This window comes from Dyella sp. 05T440 (assembly GCF_056395965.1).
Map to the genome: position 1 here is coordinate 1 of NZ_JBFTKN010000022.1, position 15,993 is coordinate 15,993.

Sequence of the window (15,993 nt, forward strand, 5' to 3'; positions counted from 1 at the left end):
GTCGCGCACAGGGTGCGCTCCCACAGAAGAGCCGATCGGCAAGATTGATCCGCAACCCACGAACCTGCATAACCCTTGTAGGAGCGCACTTGTGCGCGACCGCAGAGCTGGGATGTACCGCTCCGTAGGCTGGTCGCGCACAAGTGCGCTCCTACAAAAAGAGCCGCCCAACAGCGTCGGACGTCGCGTGGCTCTTGATGTGGCTCTCCGCTCTCGGGGTCCCCGTATGACGCGGCGGGCGGGTGGAGGAAAGCCCGCAGGGTGGCCGCATGGATGCGGCCAGTTTTTCGACAGGACAGGGATGTCCTGTCGAAAAACCCCGTAACCCGACCGCGCACCTGGAGGGCCGTAGGCCCGGAAGGCGCGTCATCCGGGGGGCCCTTCTCTTTGGTTACTTTCTCTTGGGCAAGCAAGAGAAAGTAACCCGGGCCGCGGCAGCGGCACGGAAGCCCGCGGCAGGCGAGCCAGATCGCGGTATCGCGACAACCGAACACCGAGGCTCTGGATGACCAGCTTCGCTGTTTAGAAGCGCCTCCGGCCGGCGCCGGAATGACGATCAAATGCCAGCCAGCTCTGGGATGACGATCAGAAATGCCCCCGCGAGCACCCTCCCCTCACCCTAACCCTCTCCCCGGCGGGGAGAGGGAGAAAAGCCAGGTGCCTTCCAACTAACTCCAACCAACCACCTCACTTAGTCTGCACACTCCCCAAACTCACAAACGGCAACGCACTACTCCCCGTATAAGTGGGCAAATGCCCATCCCACTTCTCAATCGCCGACATCTGCACGATGTTGGGATTTTCGCGCAGCGCATTACCCTTCAACTCAATCGCCTTGGCCTCCGCCGTGGCAATCGTGATCTGCGCCTGCGCACGTCCCTGTGCTTCAGCCTCCACCTTCTCCGCTTCGGCCCTGGCCTGCGCCACCTCGTTCTGGCGCTGCTCGGCCATTTGCGTAGCCTGGATCTTGGCGTTGATCGACTGCACGACATTTTCGGGCAGGCGTAGCTCACCGATCCAGTAGATCTTCTCCACATTGATGCCGACGGCGGATACTTCGTCGCTCACATCCTTCTGCACCGATTCGATCAGGCTGGCCTTGCCCTTGCCGTAGACCGATTCGATGTCCAGGTTCGAGGCCTCCTTGACCAGCGCGTCGCGGATCATGTTGCGCAGATAGACGTCCGTGATTTCGTCAATGCCCTTGCGGTACTTCTGGAAGATCAAGGTCACCTTGGACGGATCGATGTGGTACGTGATGCCCACGTCCGCGTTTACCGTGAGGCCTTGGGCGGTCTGGAAGCTTATCGATTCGTCCACTGCACGGCCTTCCATGGTGGAGCGCGTGAAGGTGTAGGTCTGGGTGAAGGTCGGGAAGGTGTACAGCTCGTAGCCCCAGCCCACCCAGTAGCGTCCGGGCGGCAATTCCTGCAATGCGCCTTTGTCATCGCCATACATCTGGAACTTCACGCCCACATTGCCCGCCGGCACTTTCGAGCAGGCGGCCAGCAGCAGGGCCGAAAGCGACAACGACAGCGTCAATACGCGTTTCATGGTGATCATTCCTTGAGAGTGAAACCGCGGCGCAGAAGCAGATAGCCCCACGCCAGTAGCAAGGCCAGCAACGCCAGGCCGATCAGCACGGCCAGCGTGCTTGCGGCCGAGATCAGCTCCGGCCCGATGACAGCGACGTACAACAGCAGGCAGACGACGAACGGCCACAGCCGATGCGCCAGCCAGTCGACAAGCGTCTTCATGGTTTTCCCCGTGGTGATGATGGTTTGGCGAGTGCCGTATGGATGTCCGTTCGCAAGCGCCGCATCGACACGTCAGCGCGTCGAGACGGTGTGCGAAGGACAAAGTGCGTTGCTAACCCGTGGGTGCGATGACTCGCCGTGTATGGCGGGATGGGTCAGCGATAAGTAGCGTGCGAGCCTTCATATAAGCGCACTCCAGGCGCGCTGCAGGATGAGGACGGGGCGCACTCTACTCCGATTTTGGTGCGTTGCAACAAGTCAGCGCTGACGCAAATCCAGCACCACCGGCCTATTGACTACAGCTGTAGTCACGGCGTACGTTGACTACAGCTGTAGTCACCAGGAATCTTGGACATGGGCAAGCCAACCATCGGCGATCAGGAGCTGGCGCTCCTGCAATATCTCGCCGACAACAACAACGCATCGGTCGGCGAAGTGGCGACCGGATTCGGCGAACCGCGCGGCCTCGCTCGATCGACCGTGCTGACCATGATGGAACGCCTGCGCGGCAAGTCCTACCTGCGCCGCAAGCAGGTACAGGGCATGTATCGCTATAGCCCATCCACCGGGCCTGGCGAAGTCATGCGCAGCGCGGTGGGACAGTTCGTGGAGAAGACGCTCAGCGGTTCGGTATCGCCGTTCGTGGCATGGATGTCCGAACGCACGGACGTCAGCGACAACGAACTCGCCGAACTCGAAGCCCTGGTGCATCAACTGCAGACGCGCCGCAAGGAGACCTGACATGAGCGCCATTGCCTCTCTCGCACAGGAAGTGGTTGGCCGACTGGCCTGGACGTCGCTGCAGGCAGCACTGCTGGTAGGCGCCGTGTGGCTGCTCAACCGGCAGCTTCCGCGGCTTTCCGCGGCCACGCGCTCGCTGTTGTGGTGGCTGCTTGGCGTGCAGCTTCTGCTGGGCTTGTTGCTGCCCACGCCGGTGGCGCTGCCGCTGTTGTCGCCCACTTCCGCCGAAACCACGGTGATCACCACGGTATCGCCGAGCGAACACCGCATCGCCAGCATTGGCCAGAGCTCTGCGTCTTTCTCGGCAGAACCGGAAAGCGACGACCAAACCGTGATCGTGCGCTCCACTACGTCGACAGCAGCTGGCTGGACGCGCTGGTTACCGACAGTCCTGGCGCTATGGCTTGCCGGTGTGGTCGTGCAGCTGCTCATCACGTTGCGTCACTGGCGCCAGGCACGCATCGTGGTTCGTGCATCGCGACCGCTAGCCGATGCCGCCTTGCAGACGCTGTGCGCCGAGCAGGCACATGCGATGGGGCTGCGTCGCTGTCCGTCGCTGCGTGTCTCCGATGCGATCCGCTCCCCCCAGGTGAGCGGTGTGTGGCGGCCAGTGGTGTTGCTGCCCGCGAACCAGAACCTCTCCTCCGAAGAAAGCGCCCTGGCGCTCGCCCACGAACTCACCCATCTGCGTCGCGGTGATCTGTGGATGGGATGGATACCCGCGATCGCCCAGCGACTGTTCTTCTTTCATCCGATGGTGTCGTGGGCAATGCGCGAGTACGCCTTGAACCGCGAGGCCGCGTGCGACGCGCAAGTGGTGCATCAGCACGATGCCGCACCGCAGGATTACGGCCGCCTGCTGCTGCGCCTGGGTGTGGCGCATCCGCTGCATGCGGGTCTTGCCGGCGCGTCGCCGACTTTCCACAACTTGAAGAGGCGCTTGACCATGCTTCAGCTTAGCGATCAGGACACTACCTCGCGTGTGCGCAGCTGGTTGCTGGTTGCCGTGGTCGCTGCCATCGGCGTGCTGCCGTATCGCGTGACCCAGGCCAAGGGCGATACGGCGTCCGCGCCGGCGAGTACCTCGAGCGTCCAGTCGGTTCCCGCGACACCCCCGACACCAGCCACACCGCTGACGCCGCCTACGCCGGCCACGCCAACGACGCCTGCTACGCCGAAGACCAAGCCGTCGCCGCGCGGCAGCATCACACCGCCGGCCGTCCCTCCGGTACCGCCGGCACCACCCGCGCCCAAGGCTCCGACACCGCCGCCTCCGCCGCCCCCGCCGCCGGCCCCACCCGCACCGCCGGCGCCGCGTTCCGAAGGTTTCTCTGCGCATCACATCGATATCGATACGCATACCGATGCGCAATACGGCTTCGCCTTGCTCGACAAGGATTCGGTGATCATCAACGGCAGCGATCTGGACGTTACGACGGCTCGCAGCATGCGCGGGCAGTCAGAGCCGCTGTTGATGTTCCGTCGCGGCAACAAGTCCTATGTGATCCGCGATGAAACCTATCTCACCCGCGCCAAGGCGGCCTATGCGGCGGTGACCGAGCTGTCCAAGGAACAGGGCCGGCTCAGTGGCGAACAAGGTCGCGTGAGCGGTCAGGAGAGCGGCATCGGTGCGCGCCAGGGCGCGCTGGGCGAACGGTTGGCACGCATGGCCACGCGTGAAGCAGAGATCGCGGCACGACAGGCGCAGCGTCCGTCGTCCGATGGCGGCGACGCCGAGCGCGCGTCGTTCGAGTCTCAGCGCGCGGAGATCGATCGCGAGCGCGCCGGTCTCGAACGCGAACAGCAAGACCTCGAAAGGCAACAGGAAGCCTTGGCCAAACAGCAGGAAGCACTCGCCCATCGCGAGGAACAGGCCACCGAACAGGCGACCCAGCAGATGAGCCGTCTGCTGGACGAAGCGCTGGCCAAGGGCGTCGCACAGCCGGTAAGCAACCGCTAGCCACAACGTGGTGGCGTGCCCGGCGCGCCGCCACGAATCACAGCCCCATCGATCAACACACGCCCCGGTTTGCCGGGGCGACGGGTAACCGTTGCCCACGCGCAGCCGATTCATGCAGGGAAGGAGGCGACATGATTGGCTACTACGCGACAACCGCCATCAGCAGTCTGCGCCGCAGCAAGGCACTGGCCGCGCTGATGGTGCTGGTCATCGGCCTGGGCATCGGCGCCAGCATGACCATGATCACGATTTTCCATGTGCTCTCCGGTGATCCGCTGCCGGGTCGCAGCGGGCAGATCTATGCACCGGTGATCGACATCCGGCCGCTCGCCCGCGATCACAGCGAGTCCACTGAGCCGGACGGCAATTTCAGCTGGCCGGACGCCATGAATCTGCTGCACGCACGGCGGGCCGATCGGCAGGCCGTCATGGCGGGCGGCGCGGTTCCGGTGCGCCCGCCACAGAGCGGCGAGCTGCCGTTCTACGAAACGGGACGCTACGTGACGGCTGATTTCTTCAGCATGTTCAACGTGCCCTTTGCCGCAGGCACCGCCTGGCGCAGCGACGATGACGAGAACCATGCGCGCATCGTCGTGCTCAACCGCGACCTGGCGCGCAAGCTGTTCGGCAACGCGTCGGCGATCGGCCATAGCGTGCGCTTGAAGAACACCGACTTTCGCGTGGTCGGCGTGCTCGACGACTGGCACCCGCAGCCGCAGTTCTACGCACAAGTGGACGGCCGCGGCTTCGGCAAGACCGACCAGTTCTTCCTGCCATTGCAGACCGCGCAGGATCTGGGGCTCGACTTCAACGGCCGCTTGTCCTGTTGGGACAGCGGTGGCGACGCCCGCACCAGCAACCACTGCGTGTGGCTGCAGTTGCTGGTGCAGCTGGACAGCACCGCCAAGGCGCAGGCGTACCGGCAATTCATTGGCAGCTACTGGCGCGACCAGCAGTCGCACGGCCGCATGCCACGCCCCGTCGACGCGCAGCTCTACGGCCTGATGGACTGGCTGACGCGCCAGCACGCCATCCCCGACGACCTGCGCCTGCAGCTATCGCTGTCGCTTGGCTTCCTCGCCGTGTGCATGCTCAACGTGGTCGGTCTGTTGCTTGCCACTTTTCTGCGTCGCGGCGGCGAGATCAGCGTGCGTCGTGCGCTGGGTGCGCGGCGTTGGGACATCTTTCTGCAACTGGGCGTGGAGTCGTGCGTGATCGGCCTGGCCGGCGGCCTGCTCGGATTGGGCATCGCCTGCCTGGGCTTGTGGAGCGTGCGCCAACGGCCCGACGGTTACGCGCAACTCGCGCAGATGGACGCGGGCATGCTGCTTGGCACCTTCCTGCTCGCCCTGGTGGCCAGCGTGATCGCGGGCCTGCTCCCCGCGTGGCGTGCCTGCCGCATACCTCCCGCCCTGCAACTGAAAACGCAATGAGGCCTGTCATGTCGCATTCGCCCCTGATCGCCAGCCTGTCGCGCCACAAGCTCACCGTCTGCCTGCTGGTGATGCAGGTGGCGCTGACCTGCGCCATCGTCTGCAACGTCGCGTCCATCATCGGCCATCGCCTGGCGCAGATGCAGTTGCCCAGTGGCGTGGTGGAAAACGAGCTCGCCATGATCGAAAGCATCAGCGTCGACGAATCGGCCAACCACCTCGCCAAACACAACGCGGACATGGCGGCGCTGCGCGCGATCCCCGGCGTCACCATGGTGGCTGCGGTCGATGCCCTGCCCTTCAACGGCAACAACTGGAGCAACGGCATTTCGCTGGTGCCGAACGGGCCCGCGCCGGCCACCGCCACGGCATTCAACGGAACACAGGAAGAAGCACGCGTGCTCGGCATGCGTCTGGTGGCGGGACGGTGGTTTCTGCCGGAGGAATACATTGCGCTCGATGCGGCGCATGACTGGGCGGGCATCAACCGCGTGCCCTCCACCATCATCACGCGCGCCCTCGCCGCCAAGCTGTTTCCGGGTCAGGACCCGCTGGGCAAGGTGATCTATCCGGGAGATGGACCGGTGCGCATCGTCGGCGTCGTGGATCAGCTGCTGCGTCCCTCCCTGGGCGAGTCCGATGCGAGCGGCTACGCCACGCTGTTTCCCATGTTGCCGGACACGGCCGACATCACCTATGTGATGCGCACTGCGCCGCAGGACAGGGAGCGCGTGCTCAAGCAGGCACAACAGGTACTCGCCCGCCTCGACAACAACCGCGTGCTGAGACATCCGCAGACTTTCACGCAGCTGCGTGACGATTACTTTCGCCGTGATCGCACCATGATCACCTTGCTGCTCTCCGCGGCGCTTGGCTTGCTGCTGGTGACGGCTGCCGGCATCGCGGGTCTCGCCAGCTTCTGGGTGCAACAACGCCGACGCTCCATCGGCATCCGCCGTGCGGTGGGTGCTACGCGACGGGATATCCTGCGGTATTTCCAGACGGAGAATGGGGTGATCGTTGGTGTGGGTGTCGTTCTAGGTGTGGTGCTTGCCTACGCGCTCAATATGCTCTTGATGCAGCATTACGCGTTGCAGCGGTTGCCTTGGCTGTACGTGCCGGTTGGGGCGGTGTCGTTGTGTTTGCTGGGACAGTTGGCGGTGCTAGGGCCAGCGATGCGGGCGAGTTTGGTGCCGCCGGTGGTGGCGACCAGAGGGTAGGTGGGGATGTTTGCCTGGCGGGTTATGGATCGTCGTTGCGGCGCAGGCGGTTTTTGCTAGTCGTCGCGGCGCTGGCTGGGCCTCTGCCCGTCATCCCGACGCTAGACGGAGGTGGTTTTCAACTGCCGAATGGCTGGTCATCCAGAGCGTCGGTGTTTCCTTGTCACCTTTGGGCCAGGGTGCCGCCTGCGCGGCGGGCGTTTCGATCGGCTGCCGCCGACCGAGTCACTTTTCTCTTGCTGGCCCAAGAGAAAAGTAACCCAAAGAGAATGGCCTGATAACGCCCGCAGCATCGTGTTGGGATAAGCCCGAACGCTTGAGGCGCATCGTTGTGGGACAACCTCCGAGGGTACACAGCGGGTAGTTCAAAGCGCTGCGCAACGCGCCCGAATCGCTGAGGACTTAAAGCGGGGCCTCGCTGCGCATCGGCTTTGGGCATCGCTCCGTCCCTTTGCCGCGCCTGGCGCTTGTCTGTGGGAGCGCACCCTGTGCGCGACAGCCACGCCGGGGTGTACCGCTCCGTAGGTTTGTCGCGCACAGGGTGCGCTCCCACAAAGAGCGATCGCAAGATTGAATGGGTACCACAGCGTGCGAAACCCTTGTAGGAGCGCACTTGTGCGCGACCGCAGCGCCTGGGTGTACCTCTTCGCAGGCTGGTCGCGCGCGAGCGAGCTCCTACAACAGAAAAACAAGCGCCCGAAAACGCCGGGCCGCGGCAGGCGAGTCAGATCTCGATAACGCGGCGACCGAACGAAAGGTCACTGGATGACCAGCCATTCGGCTGTTGAAACGCGCCCCTGCCCGTGCAGGGATGACGATCGAATGAGCGCAGCCGCCCCCTCAATCCTTCGGCGGCTTCATCTCAAACTCCTTCGGCGCCACATCTCCCGCCAGATTCCGCACAAAATAATCCCAACGCTTGCGCATCATGTAGTTGGCCGCGGCGCCATAGGTGTGATGCTCGTTGGGAAGCATCAACAAATCGAAATCCTTGTTCGCCTTGATCAGCGCATCGACAACCAGCAGCGTTTCGTACGGCGGCACGTTGTCGTCCATGGTGCCGTGGGCCAACAGCAGGTGGCCCTTGAGGCCGGCGGCGTGGCTCTGGTTGGCCTGGTCGTCGTAGTTGCTCTTGCCGTCCTTGTCGGTGACCAGCAGCCCCTGCCACTTCTCCGCCCAATCGTCTTCGTAGTTGCGGTTGTCGTGGTTGCCGCTCTCGGCGATGCCGACCTTGAACAGGTCGGCGTAGCGGAACATCGCCGTCACCGTGGCGTTGCCGCCGCCGGAGTGGCCCCAGATGCCCACGCGATCCATGTCGATCCACGCATGACGCTTGCCGAGCTCCTTCAAACCGGCCACCTGGTCGGGCATGGTGTTGTCGCCGATATTGCCGAAGTACGCATCGTGGAAGGCCTTGGAGCGCCAGGGCGTGCCCATGCCGTCGATGGCAACCACGATGAAGCCCAGCTCGGCCAGCGCCTGGTGATCCGCGCGTGCAGGATTGAAGCTGCGTGAGCCCACCGAGCCGGTCTGCGGGCCGGGGTAGATGTAGTCGACCACCGGATATTTCTTCGACGGATCGAACTGCGTGGGCTTGAACATCAGGCCGTACAGGTCGGTCTTGCCGTCGCGCGCTTTCACGGTGAACGGTTCGGGCGCCTTCCACCCACGGGCCAGCAGGCGTGAGATATCGGCCTTGGCGATGGTGGACACCACATGGCCATCCTGTGCGCTACGCAGCACGGTGACCGACGGCGTGGTGGGTGTGGAGTAGGCGTCTGCGAATAGACGTCCATCCGGCGACAGGGTGATGGTGTGGTCCGCCGGCTCCGGCGCCAGCAGTACCGGCGCGCCGCCGTCCAGGCTGACTTTGTAGAACTGCTGGTAATACGGATCCACGCCCTGCTCGCGACCCACGCCGCGGAACCACAGCGTGCGCGAGGCAGCATCGAGCTTGAGCACCTCGGTGACATTGCCTTCGCCGGTGGTGATGGCGTGCTTGAGCTTGCCGCTGTCGAGGTCGTACAGATACAGGTTGCCCCAGTTGTTGCGCTCGCTGAACCACACCACTTCATGGCTGGCCGGCAGGTACTGCCAATTGACCTTGCCGATGCCGCTTTCGTAGTAAGTAGGCACGCTTTCGTTGAACACGGTGCGTATGTCGCCGGTGTGCACATCGGCCACGCGAAACCACGCCTGCTTGTGATCGCGCGAGGAGGATACGAAGGCCAGCGAGCTTGCATCGGTCGCCCATTGCACATCGTCCCAGCCGCCATTGCGGCCGCAGCTCACGTCATCGCACAAGGTGGAGCGATGCTGGTCCGGCTCCATCTTCAGGCGCAGCACCTTGCGCGTGTCGACGTCGACGATCACGCGTTCGATCATCGTCACGTCCTTGTCGCCGACCAGTGGATACTTCCACTTTTCGACCTTCGGGTGGCCCACGTTGGTGCCCACGATCACCATGTCGCCGGTCTTGCGCTGATCCTGCTGGAAGGTGGCAATGCGCCTGGAGTCCGGCGACCACACGAGGATGGCCTTGCTGCTGTGCTTCCAGCCCGCGTTGTCGGTGGCGTAACCGTAGTTTTCCACGCCGTCGATGGTGAGCTGGGTTTCCTTGTGGGTGAGGACATCGCGCACCCATAGGTTCCAGTCGCGCACGAAGGCTTCGCTGTGCTTGTCGGGCGACAACACGCCCGGTTCGTTGCCCGTGCCGTCGATGCTTTCGTCACGGCCGAGAACGCAGACGATGTTGCCCTTCATGTCGCACAGATAGTGTTTGCCGCGCAGGTTGACGTCCAGGCGGCCATCCGGCGCGGTGACAAATGTGGTGATGCCCAGCTTGTTCGCGCTGACGGACTTGCCAAGCACCTTGCCAAGCGCGACGGCGAGGGCCGCGTGGTCGAACGCGGGCTCGACCTTGCCGGTGCCAGCATCGACACGCAGGTAGCGATCGCCGGAGGCATCATGGTCGCGGTACCAGTAGTGGGTATCGTCGATCCAGGTGACCGTTTGCACGGCGTGGTCCACCAGGGGCGTGGCGTTGTAACCCACATAGCGCTCGGCGCGCGCGTAGTCGTCATGGGTGAGCGTACGCCCCTGTGCGACGGCGCCAGCCGAAAGCGCAATCAGCGCCGCCGCGCCCATCAGGCGCGCACCACGTGTGTTCAAGCTCATGTTTAGTCCCCCGATCAATCGCGACATACAGGCGCGCATGGAAGAGCGGCCTGGGTATTGCCCGTAGTGTTACTCAGGTGGCGTTGGACTGCCATTGGTTTGGGTTGAGTCGTTCCAGGGGAGCGGAGCGCGCAAGAACACGAGGGTGGGAATGCCGCCTCTGCGCGACAAGCCTGAGGAGTGGTGTACCCAAGCGCTGCGGTCGCGAACAAGGTGCGCTCCTACAAGGGGACTCTCGGCTATTTGTGGGAGCGCACCCTGTGCGCGACCATCCTACGGAGCGGTACACCGCAGCGTGGCTGTCGCGCACAGGGTGCGCTCCCACAGACAAGAGGGCGCGGCGGGGGAATGCAGCGAGGCCCGGCTTTAAGTCCTCAGCGATTCGGGCGCGTTGCGCAGCGCTTGGAAGTATCCCCTGTGTACCCTCGGAGGTTGTCCCATGACGGCGTGCCTCGAGCGTTCGGGCTTATCCCATCACAATGCTGCGGGCGTTATAGGCCATTTTCTTTGGGTTACTTTTCTTTTGGGCCAGCAAAAGAAATGTGACTCGAGCGGCGGCAGCCGTTCGAAACGCCCGCCGCGTAGGCGGCCAGATCGCGGAATCGCAACGCATCAACCGCCCCCCCCTCACGCAAACTTCAACAAACAAACCCCCACCGTGATCAACCCCAACCCCACCCACCCCTCCCCCCGCAACCTCTCCCCAAACACCGCGATCCCCAACACCGCCGTCGCCATCAACCCCACCCCGCCCCACACGCCATACGCCACCGACAACTGAATCCCGCGTATGGCAAAACTCAACGCCGTAAACGCCGCCAACGCGCACGCAATCGCGGCCACAGCCGGCCGCTTGTAGGCAAACCCATGCGACTGCTTCATCAGCACATTGGCCGCGATCTCCAGCACGATCGCGATGGCGAGGTAAAGCAAATGGACAGGTTCGAACTCAGGAAGCATGACGGCTCCCTTCAGGCGCTTCGTCTGTGCCGCGCTCCAGCAGCACGATCCCGGCGATGATCAGGGCGATCGCCGCCAGCTTGATCGGCTTGAGGTCTTCGGCAAACAGCCAGGCGCTGCACAAGGTGATGAGTACCAGGCCCAGGCTTTCCCATGCGCCATAGGCCACTGCGAGCGGGATGACCTTCACCGCCATCGCCAGGCAGGTATAGGACAGCACCAGCATCACGTACATCGTCGACAGGCCGATGGTCAGGTAGCCGTGATGGGCGCCGAGTTTCATCGCCAACGTGCCGGCGACTTCGGTGACAATAGCCGCGGCCATGAAAAGCCAGTGACGCATGTGGTTCTCCTTGTCGGGCACCGCGACCCCATCCTACCCTCGCCCTCCCCGATCACGCCATGAACCCAATCAACGCCCTGTCCGCCACTCCCACGCTGCCTGAGGCACGCCTGCTCGAGATGGTGTTTCCCGATCACACCAACCACCTGGGCACGCTGTTCGGCGGACAGGCCTTGGCATGGATGGACAAGGCGGCCTTCATCGTCGCCTCGCGCCACGCCCGTCGCACGGTGGTCACCGCGCGCTCCGAAGAAGTGAATTTCAAGGTGCCCGTGCGCACGGGCCAGCTGGCCGAACTGGTTGCACGTATCGTGCACGTGGGCCACAGCTCGATGACGGTGGAAGTGGAACTGACGGGCGAAGACCCGCTCACCGGCGATCGCCGCGTCTGCACCACCGGCCGTTTCGTGATGGTTGCGCTCGACTCGAACGGCACGCCGGCGACGGTGCCGCCGTTGCCGGTCGTCTAAGCATGGGTGGCGGCCGCGCGCGGCCGCCCACATCTCAGCGCAGATGCAGCCAGTGCAAGTGGACGCCGTTGTCGCGGTCTTCCGCGCGGAAGCCTTCGCGGCCCTCGACCACGATGCCCCACACGCTGCGCAGCTTTTCGCCCTGCGGCTCGTCCACCCGCACCTGTTCGCCCAGTGCGATGGCGTAGCGGGTCTCGAGCATCATCACCTGGTCGCGTTCCCACACCAGCACGGCCGGGCGGCCGCTGGAAGCGCCCCAGCCCAGGTGGATCTGCACATCCTTGGGGGTATAGGTGCCGCGGTTGTCGAGCTTCCAGTTTTCTGATCGACGCAATAACGCCTGCAGGCGAGGATCGGCCCAATCCACGCGATTACCCTTCACGTGCGGCTTGTGTGCGTTCATGCGTTTGCTACATCCCATCGGGCGATACGACAGCGTCGCGGCGTTTGGCACGGCGACAACAGGACACCGCGCCATCGTCGTGGTCGGATGTCGCGTATGCCCGGTTATCGGCCGTGCGGGGGCGAACTTGAGGCTGGCCTGCCCTGCCTAGCGACGCGTCTTCAGCGGGTGATCGAGGCCGCCGGCGGTGCGCATCATCAGTTGCCGCGCAAACGAAAGATGTCCCGCCACGGGCACCACGCCGTCGCGGATCCAGCGCAGCCACGGCGGCCGTCCATGTACCACGCGCGTCAGCGCGCCGATGCGGCGCACGACGGACTTGTGCACGGCGTGGCGTAGCGAGGCATAGTCGTTCATCCGGCCCATGTCGCCGGCCAGTGCGTCGGCGGCGCAATCGGCATAGACATAGGCGTCCTCGATCCCGAGGTTCATGCCGCGCGCGCCGATCGGCGAATGGATGTGCGCGGCGTCGCCACCCAGCGCCACGCGCCCCACGCCAGCCTGCGATGCCACGCGATGGCTGACGTGGAATTGCGATTCCCACGACACCTGGCCCAGCGTGCCGTAGCGTCGCATGCTCGCCAGCGGATCATGCGTGTTGCCGATCACCCGCCACACGTCGTTGGCGAGCCGCAGCAGGAAGATGAAGCCGTCGCGCTCGAACAGGATGTGCGCGCGATTGGGATCGAACGAGGTCTGCATCGCCACGTCCCACAGCAACCAGGGTTCGGCCAGGCCGCTGCCGGGAAAATCGAGCTTCAGCGCGGCACGCGTGGCGCTGCGCGCGCCATCGGCGCCGAACAGCAGACGGCTGGTGACCTGCTCGGCGCCGCCATCGGCGTGCTGCAGGGTGGCCGTGACTTCGGTGAGGTCTTGCGACAACGCGTGGAAGGTGACGCCGCGCTCCACCGTCACGCCTTGCGCCGCCAGGGCCTTGGCCAGCAGCGCCTCGGTACGCGCCTGCGGCAGCACGGTCATGACCGATCGCGCGTGCTGTGCGGGCGGCAGGTCGAACGCGAGCACATCGTGGCCGTCCTCGTGCAAGGTGGCGCCGCGCACGGGCCATCCTTCGGCGACGATCTGGTCGGCAACACCGGTGCTCTGGAGCATCTCCAGCGTCCGGCTGTTCACCGCCAATGCCTTGGATGTCGTGGCTGCCGCGTGGGCCGTATCGATGATGCGCACGGATACACGCCGATGGGCGAGCAACAATGCTGCGGCCAGCCCCGTGGGACCGGCGCCGACGATAAGCACGTCGGGATGGGTCGATGCCATGCTCGCCTCTCCGAGCCCCTGACACCGGGAGTCTGCCGCCAACGTGCGTGGTCCCAGCGTCAAGAGAGCCCTGCGTGCGCGCATGCGGAAGCGATCAGGACAGCCCTAGCCCATTTGGCACCCCGCCCAGCACTATGGCTTGACGCGCCGGCCAGCCATACTGCGCCGCGAACCCACCGGAGGCTTTCCTATGCGTGCCCCGTTCGTCGCGTTCGTACTTTTTGTGGCGCTGCCCTGCTTCGCCGACACTCCCGCTCCCACCGACTCGCTGGCCACGCCGCCAGCCAATGCGCAGCGCTTTTCCATCGTGTCCACCGCCGGCAAGCACGGCAGCTCGGCGCGCTGGGTTACTGCCGACGGCACACATATGGGCCGCGAAAGCCTGTTGCTGCGCGGCATGGTGACCGAAGTGGACAGCAGCACGACGCTGGGCCGTGACGGCATGATTGAGCGCGTGGTGATCCGCGGCCACACGCCCAACGGCGATGCCGGCGAGACGTTTGCCGTGCAGTCGGGCACGGCCAGTTGGAAGAGTCCGGTGGACGCGGGTTCCGCGCCGTACAGCGCGCCGGCCGAATACGTCGCCTTTGGCGGTCCCTTCGACCTCAATGCCGACCTGGTCGAAAAATTGCTGGCCGCGCCAGACAAGACGCTCACGCTCCTGCCCGGCGGCAAGGCGCACGCGGAAAAACTCACCGTCGCCACGGTGGGCGATGGTGCCAACAAACAGCAAGTGACCGCGTATGCGGTGACCGGCCTCAGCAACACGCCGGTGCCGGTGTGGGTGGATAAGTCCGGGCACTTCTTCGGCTTCGTCAATGGCCTGACGTGGCTGCCGGAAGGTTATGAATCCGCGCTTCCAGTGCTGGAGAAGGCCCAGACTGCTGCGCTCGCCCAGCATGCCAAGGCCATCGTGCCCAAGCTGCTCAAGACGCCGGCCGGCCCGGTGGCTTTCACCAACGTGCGCGCCTTCGTGGACGGCACGCGTTTTGTGGACGGCCAAACGGTGCTGGTGGACAAGGGCGTGATCACCGCCGTGGGCGATGCCGCCTCGATCACCGTGCCCAAGAACACGCAGGTGATCGACGGCAAGGGCAAGACCCTGGTGCCCGGCCTGTGGGATTCGCACCAGCATGTGCCCGATGACGCCAGCGGCCCGATGCTGCTGTCGCTGGGCATCACCTCGGTGCGCGATCCGGGCAACATCAACGAGCAAACGCTCTCGCGCGCCCAGCGTCGCGCCAAGGGTGAATTGCTGGGGCCGCACGTGTATCCGTCGATGCTGATCGACGGCAAGGGCCCGAACGCGGCGCAGGTGGCCACGGTGGCGACCTCGCAGGACGAGGCGATCAAGCTGGCCGACCGCGCCAAGGCCGATGGCTTCAGCGCGATCAAGATCTATGGCACGTTCAACCCGGCCTGGGTGAAAGCGACCGCCGCCGAGGCGCACAAGCAAGGTCTGCACGTGCATGGCCACCTGCCTGCCGGCATGCGTCCGAAGGAGGCCATCGACGATGGCTACGACGAGATCACCCACATCTACTTCGTGATGATGCAGGCGATGCCCGACGAGGTGGTCAAGGCGTCCAATGGCATGGGACGTTTCGAGGGCCCGGGGCGCTATGCGCGCAACGTGGATCTGGACAAGGAGCCGATGAAGTCGCTGATCGCCACCATGGCCCAGCGCCACATCGCCTCCGATCCCACCCTGGTGATCGCCGAAAGTCTGTACGTGCCGGAGAACGGCGATCTCTCGCCTTCGTACGCACCCTACGTCGGCACGCTGCCGCCTGCCGTAGAACGCGGCTTCCGCCAGGGTGGTTTCACCGTGCCCAAGGACCTCACGCGGGCCGACTACCGTGCCAGCTTCGCCAAACTTCAGGCGCTGGTGGGCGCGATGCACAAGGCGGGCGTGCCGATTGTCGCCGGCACCGATGGCACCGGGCTGGAGCTGGTGCGCGAGCTGGAGCTCTACGTGCAGGCCGGCTTCACCAATGCCGAAGCACTCGCCAGCGCCACTGCGGTTACAGCTCATCTGGTGGGCGCCGACGCGCACACCGGCAGCATCCAGAAGGGCAAGAACGCAGACCTGGTCCTGGTCGACGGCAACCCGGCGGTGAATATCGGCGACCTGCGCCATACCGAGGTAGTGATGATGGACGGCAAGCTGATGGATGCCAACGCGCTGCGCACCGAAGGCGGCATCAGCAAGCGACCCGCCTGGGAGGAATAAGGCCTACCGGCGACCACGTCT

General features: G+C 64.6%; 13 protein-coding genes. 6 read left to right on the plus strand and 7 right to left on the minus strand.

Features of this window, described 5'->3' with window-relative positions:
- Window positions 1–687 precede the first annotated feature (687 nt).
- Window positions 688–1,554 carry an SPFH domain-containing protein gene (locus AC1DE1_RS20045; protein WP_441604860.1) on the minus strand — a complete coding sequence of 289 codons (867 nt, stop codon included), beginning with the start codon at window positions 1,552–1,554 and terminating at the stop codon, window positions 688–690.
- 5 nt (window positions 1,555–1,559) lie between these two features.
- Window positions 1,560–1,757, minus strand: coding sequence for a hypothetical protein (locus AC1DE1_RS20050; protein ID WP_477175108.1), 198 nt, complete (start codon window positions 1,755–1,757; stop codon window positions 1,560–1,562).
- Window positions 1,758–2,111: 354 nt separating this feature from the next.
- Here AC1DE1_RS20050 and AC1DE1_RS20055 point away from each other — a divergent pair, with 354 nt between their 5' ends.
- The 4 genes from AC1DE1_RS20055 to AC1DE1_RS20070 all read left to right on the plus strand — a co-directional run bounded on the left by AC1DE1_RS20055 (window position 2,112) and on the right by AC1DE1_RS20070 (window position 7,111).
- Window positions 2,112–2,498, plus strand: a complete 387-nt coding sequence (locus tag AC1DE1_RS20055; protein ID WP_441604862.1) for a BlaI/MecI/CopY family transcriptional regulator — start codon at window positions 2,112–2,114, stop codon at window positions 2,496–2,498.
- 1 nt (window position 2,499) lies between these two features.
- Complete coding sequence (locus AC1DE1_RS20060; protein WP_477175109.1) at window positions 2,500–4,458, plus strand: M56 family metallopeptidase; 1,959 nt, start codon at window positions 2,500–2,502, stop codon at window positions 4,456–4,458.
- A gap of 131 nt (window positions 4,459–4,589) precedes the next feature.
- Window positions 4,590–5,891, plus strand: coding sequence for an ABC transporter permease (locus tag AC1DE1_RS20065; RefSeq protein ID WP_441604864.1), 1,302 nt, complete (start codon window positions 4,590–4,592; stop codon window positions 5,889–5,891).
- Window positions 5,892–5,899: 8 nt separating this feature from the next.
- Window positions 5,900–7,111 (plus strand): ABC transporter permease, encoded by a 1,212-nt coding sequence (locus AC1DE1_RS20070; RefSeq protein WP_477175110.1) that lies wholly within the window; start codon window positions 5,900–5,902, stop codon window positions 7,109–7,111.
- Window positions 7,112–7,951: 840 nt separating this feature from the next.
- Here AC1DE1_RS20070 and AC1DE1_RS20075 read toward each other — a convergent pair.
- The 3 genes from AC1DE1_RS20075 to AC1DE1_RS20085 all read right to left on the minus strand — a co-directional run bounded on the left by AC1DE1_RS20075 (window position 7,952) and on the right by AC1DE1_RS20085 (window position 11,591).
- Window positions 7,952–10,288, minus strand: a complete 2,337-nt coding sequence (locus AC1DE1_RS20075; RefSeq protein WP_477175111.1) for a S9 family peptidase — start codon at window positions 10,286–10,288, stop codon at window positions 7,952–7,954.
- A 627-nt stretch (window positions 10,289–10,915) separates the two neighbouring features.
- Window positions 10,916–11,248: a multidrug/spermidine efflux SMR transporter subunit MdtI gene (gene mdtI / locus AC1DE1_RS20080; RefSeq protein ID WP_441604867.1), complete on the minus strand. Its 333-nt coding sequence runs from the start codon at window positions 11,246–11,248 to the stop codon at window positions 10,916–10,918.
- Entirely contained in the window at window positions 11,238–11,591 is a 354-nt protein-coding gene (locus tag AC1DE1_RS20085) for an SMR family transporter (protein WP_441604868.1), read from the minus strand. The genes mdtI and AC1DE1_RS20085 overlap by 11 nt, the downstream gene beginning before the upstream one ends.
- 59 nt (window positions 11,592–11,650) lie before the next feature.
- Between AC1DE1_RS20085 and AC1DE1_RS20090 the strand changes: the two genes are divergently transcribed.
- Window positions 11,651–12,061: an acyl-CoA thioesterase gene (locus tag AC1DE1_RS20090; RefSeq protein ID WP_441604869.1), complete on the plus strand. Its 411-nt coding sequence runs from the start codon at window positions 11,651–11,653 to the stop codon at window positions 12,059–12,061.
- A gap of 34 nt (window positions 12,062–12,095) precedes the next feature.
- Here AC1DE1_RS20090 and AC1DE1_RS20095 read toward each other — a convergent pair whose 3' ends face one another.
- Complete coding sequence (locus AC1DE1_RS20095; protein WP_441604870.1) at window positions 12,096–12,464, minus strand: hypothetical protein; 369 nt, start codon at window positions 12,462–12,464, stop codon at window positions 12,096–12,098.
- Window positions 12,465–12,611: 147 nt separating this feature from the next.
- Window positions 12,612–13,739: an FAD-dependent oxidoreductase gene (locus tag AC1DE1_RS20100; RefSeq protein ID WP_477175112.1), complete on the minus strand. Its 1,128-nt coding sequence runs from the start codon at window positions 13,737–13,739 to the stop codon at window positions 12,612–12,614.
- 190 nt (window positions 13,740–13,929) lie between these two features.
- On the opposite strand from AC1DE1_RS20100, the gene AC1DE1_RS20105 reads away from it, so the two are divergent.
- Window positions 13,930–15,972, plus strand: coding sequence for an amidohydrolase family protein (locus AC1DE1_RS20105; RefSeq protein ID WP_477175113.1), 2,043 nt, complete (start codon window positions 13,930–13,932; stop codon window positions 15,970–15,972).
- Window positions 15,973–15,993 lie beyond the last annotated feature (21 nt).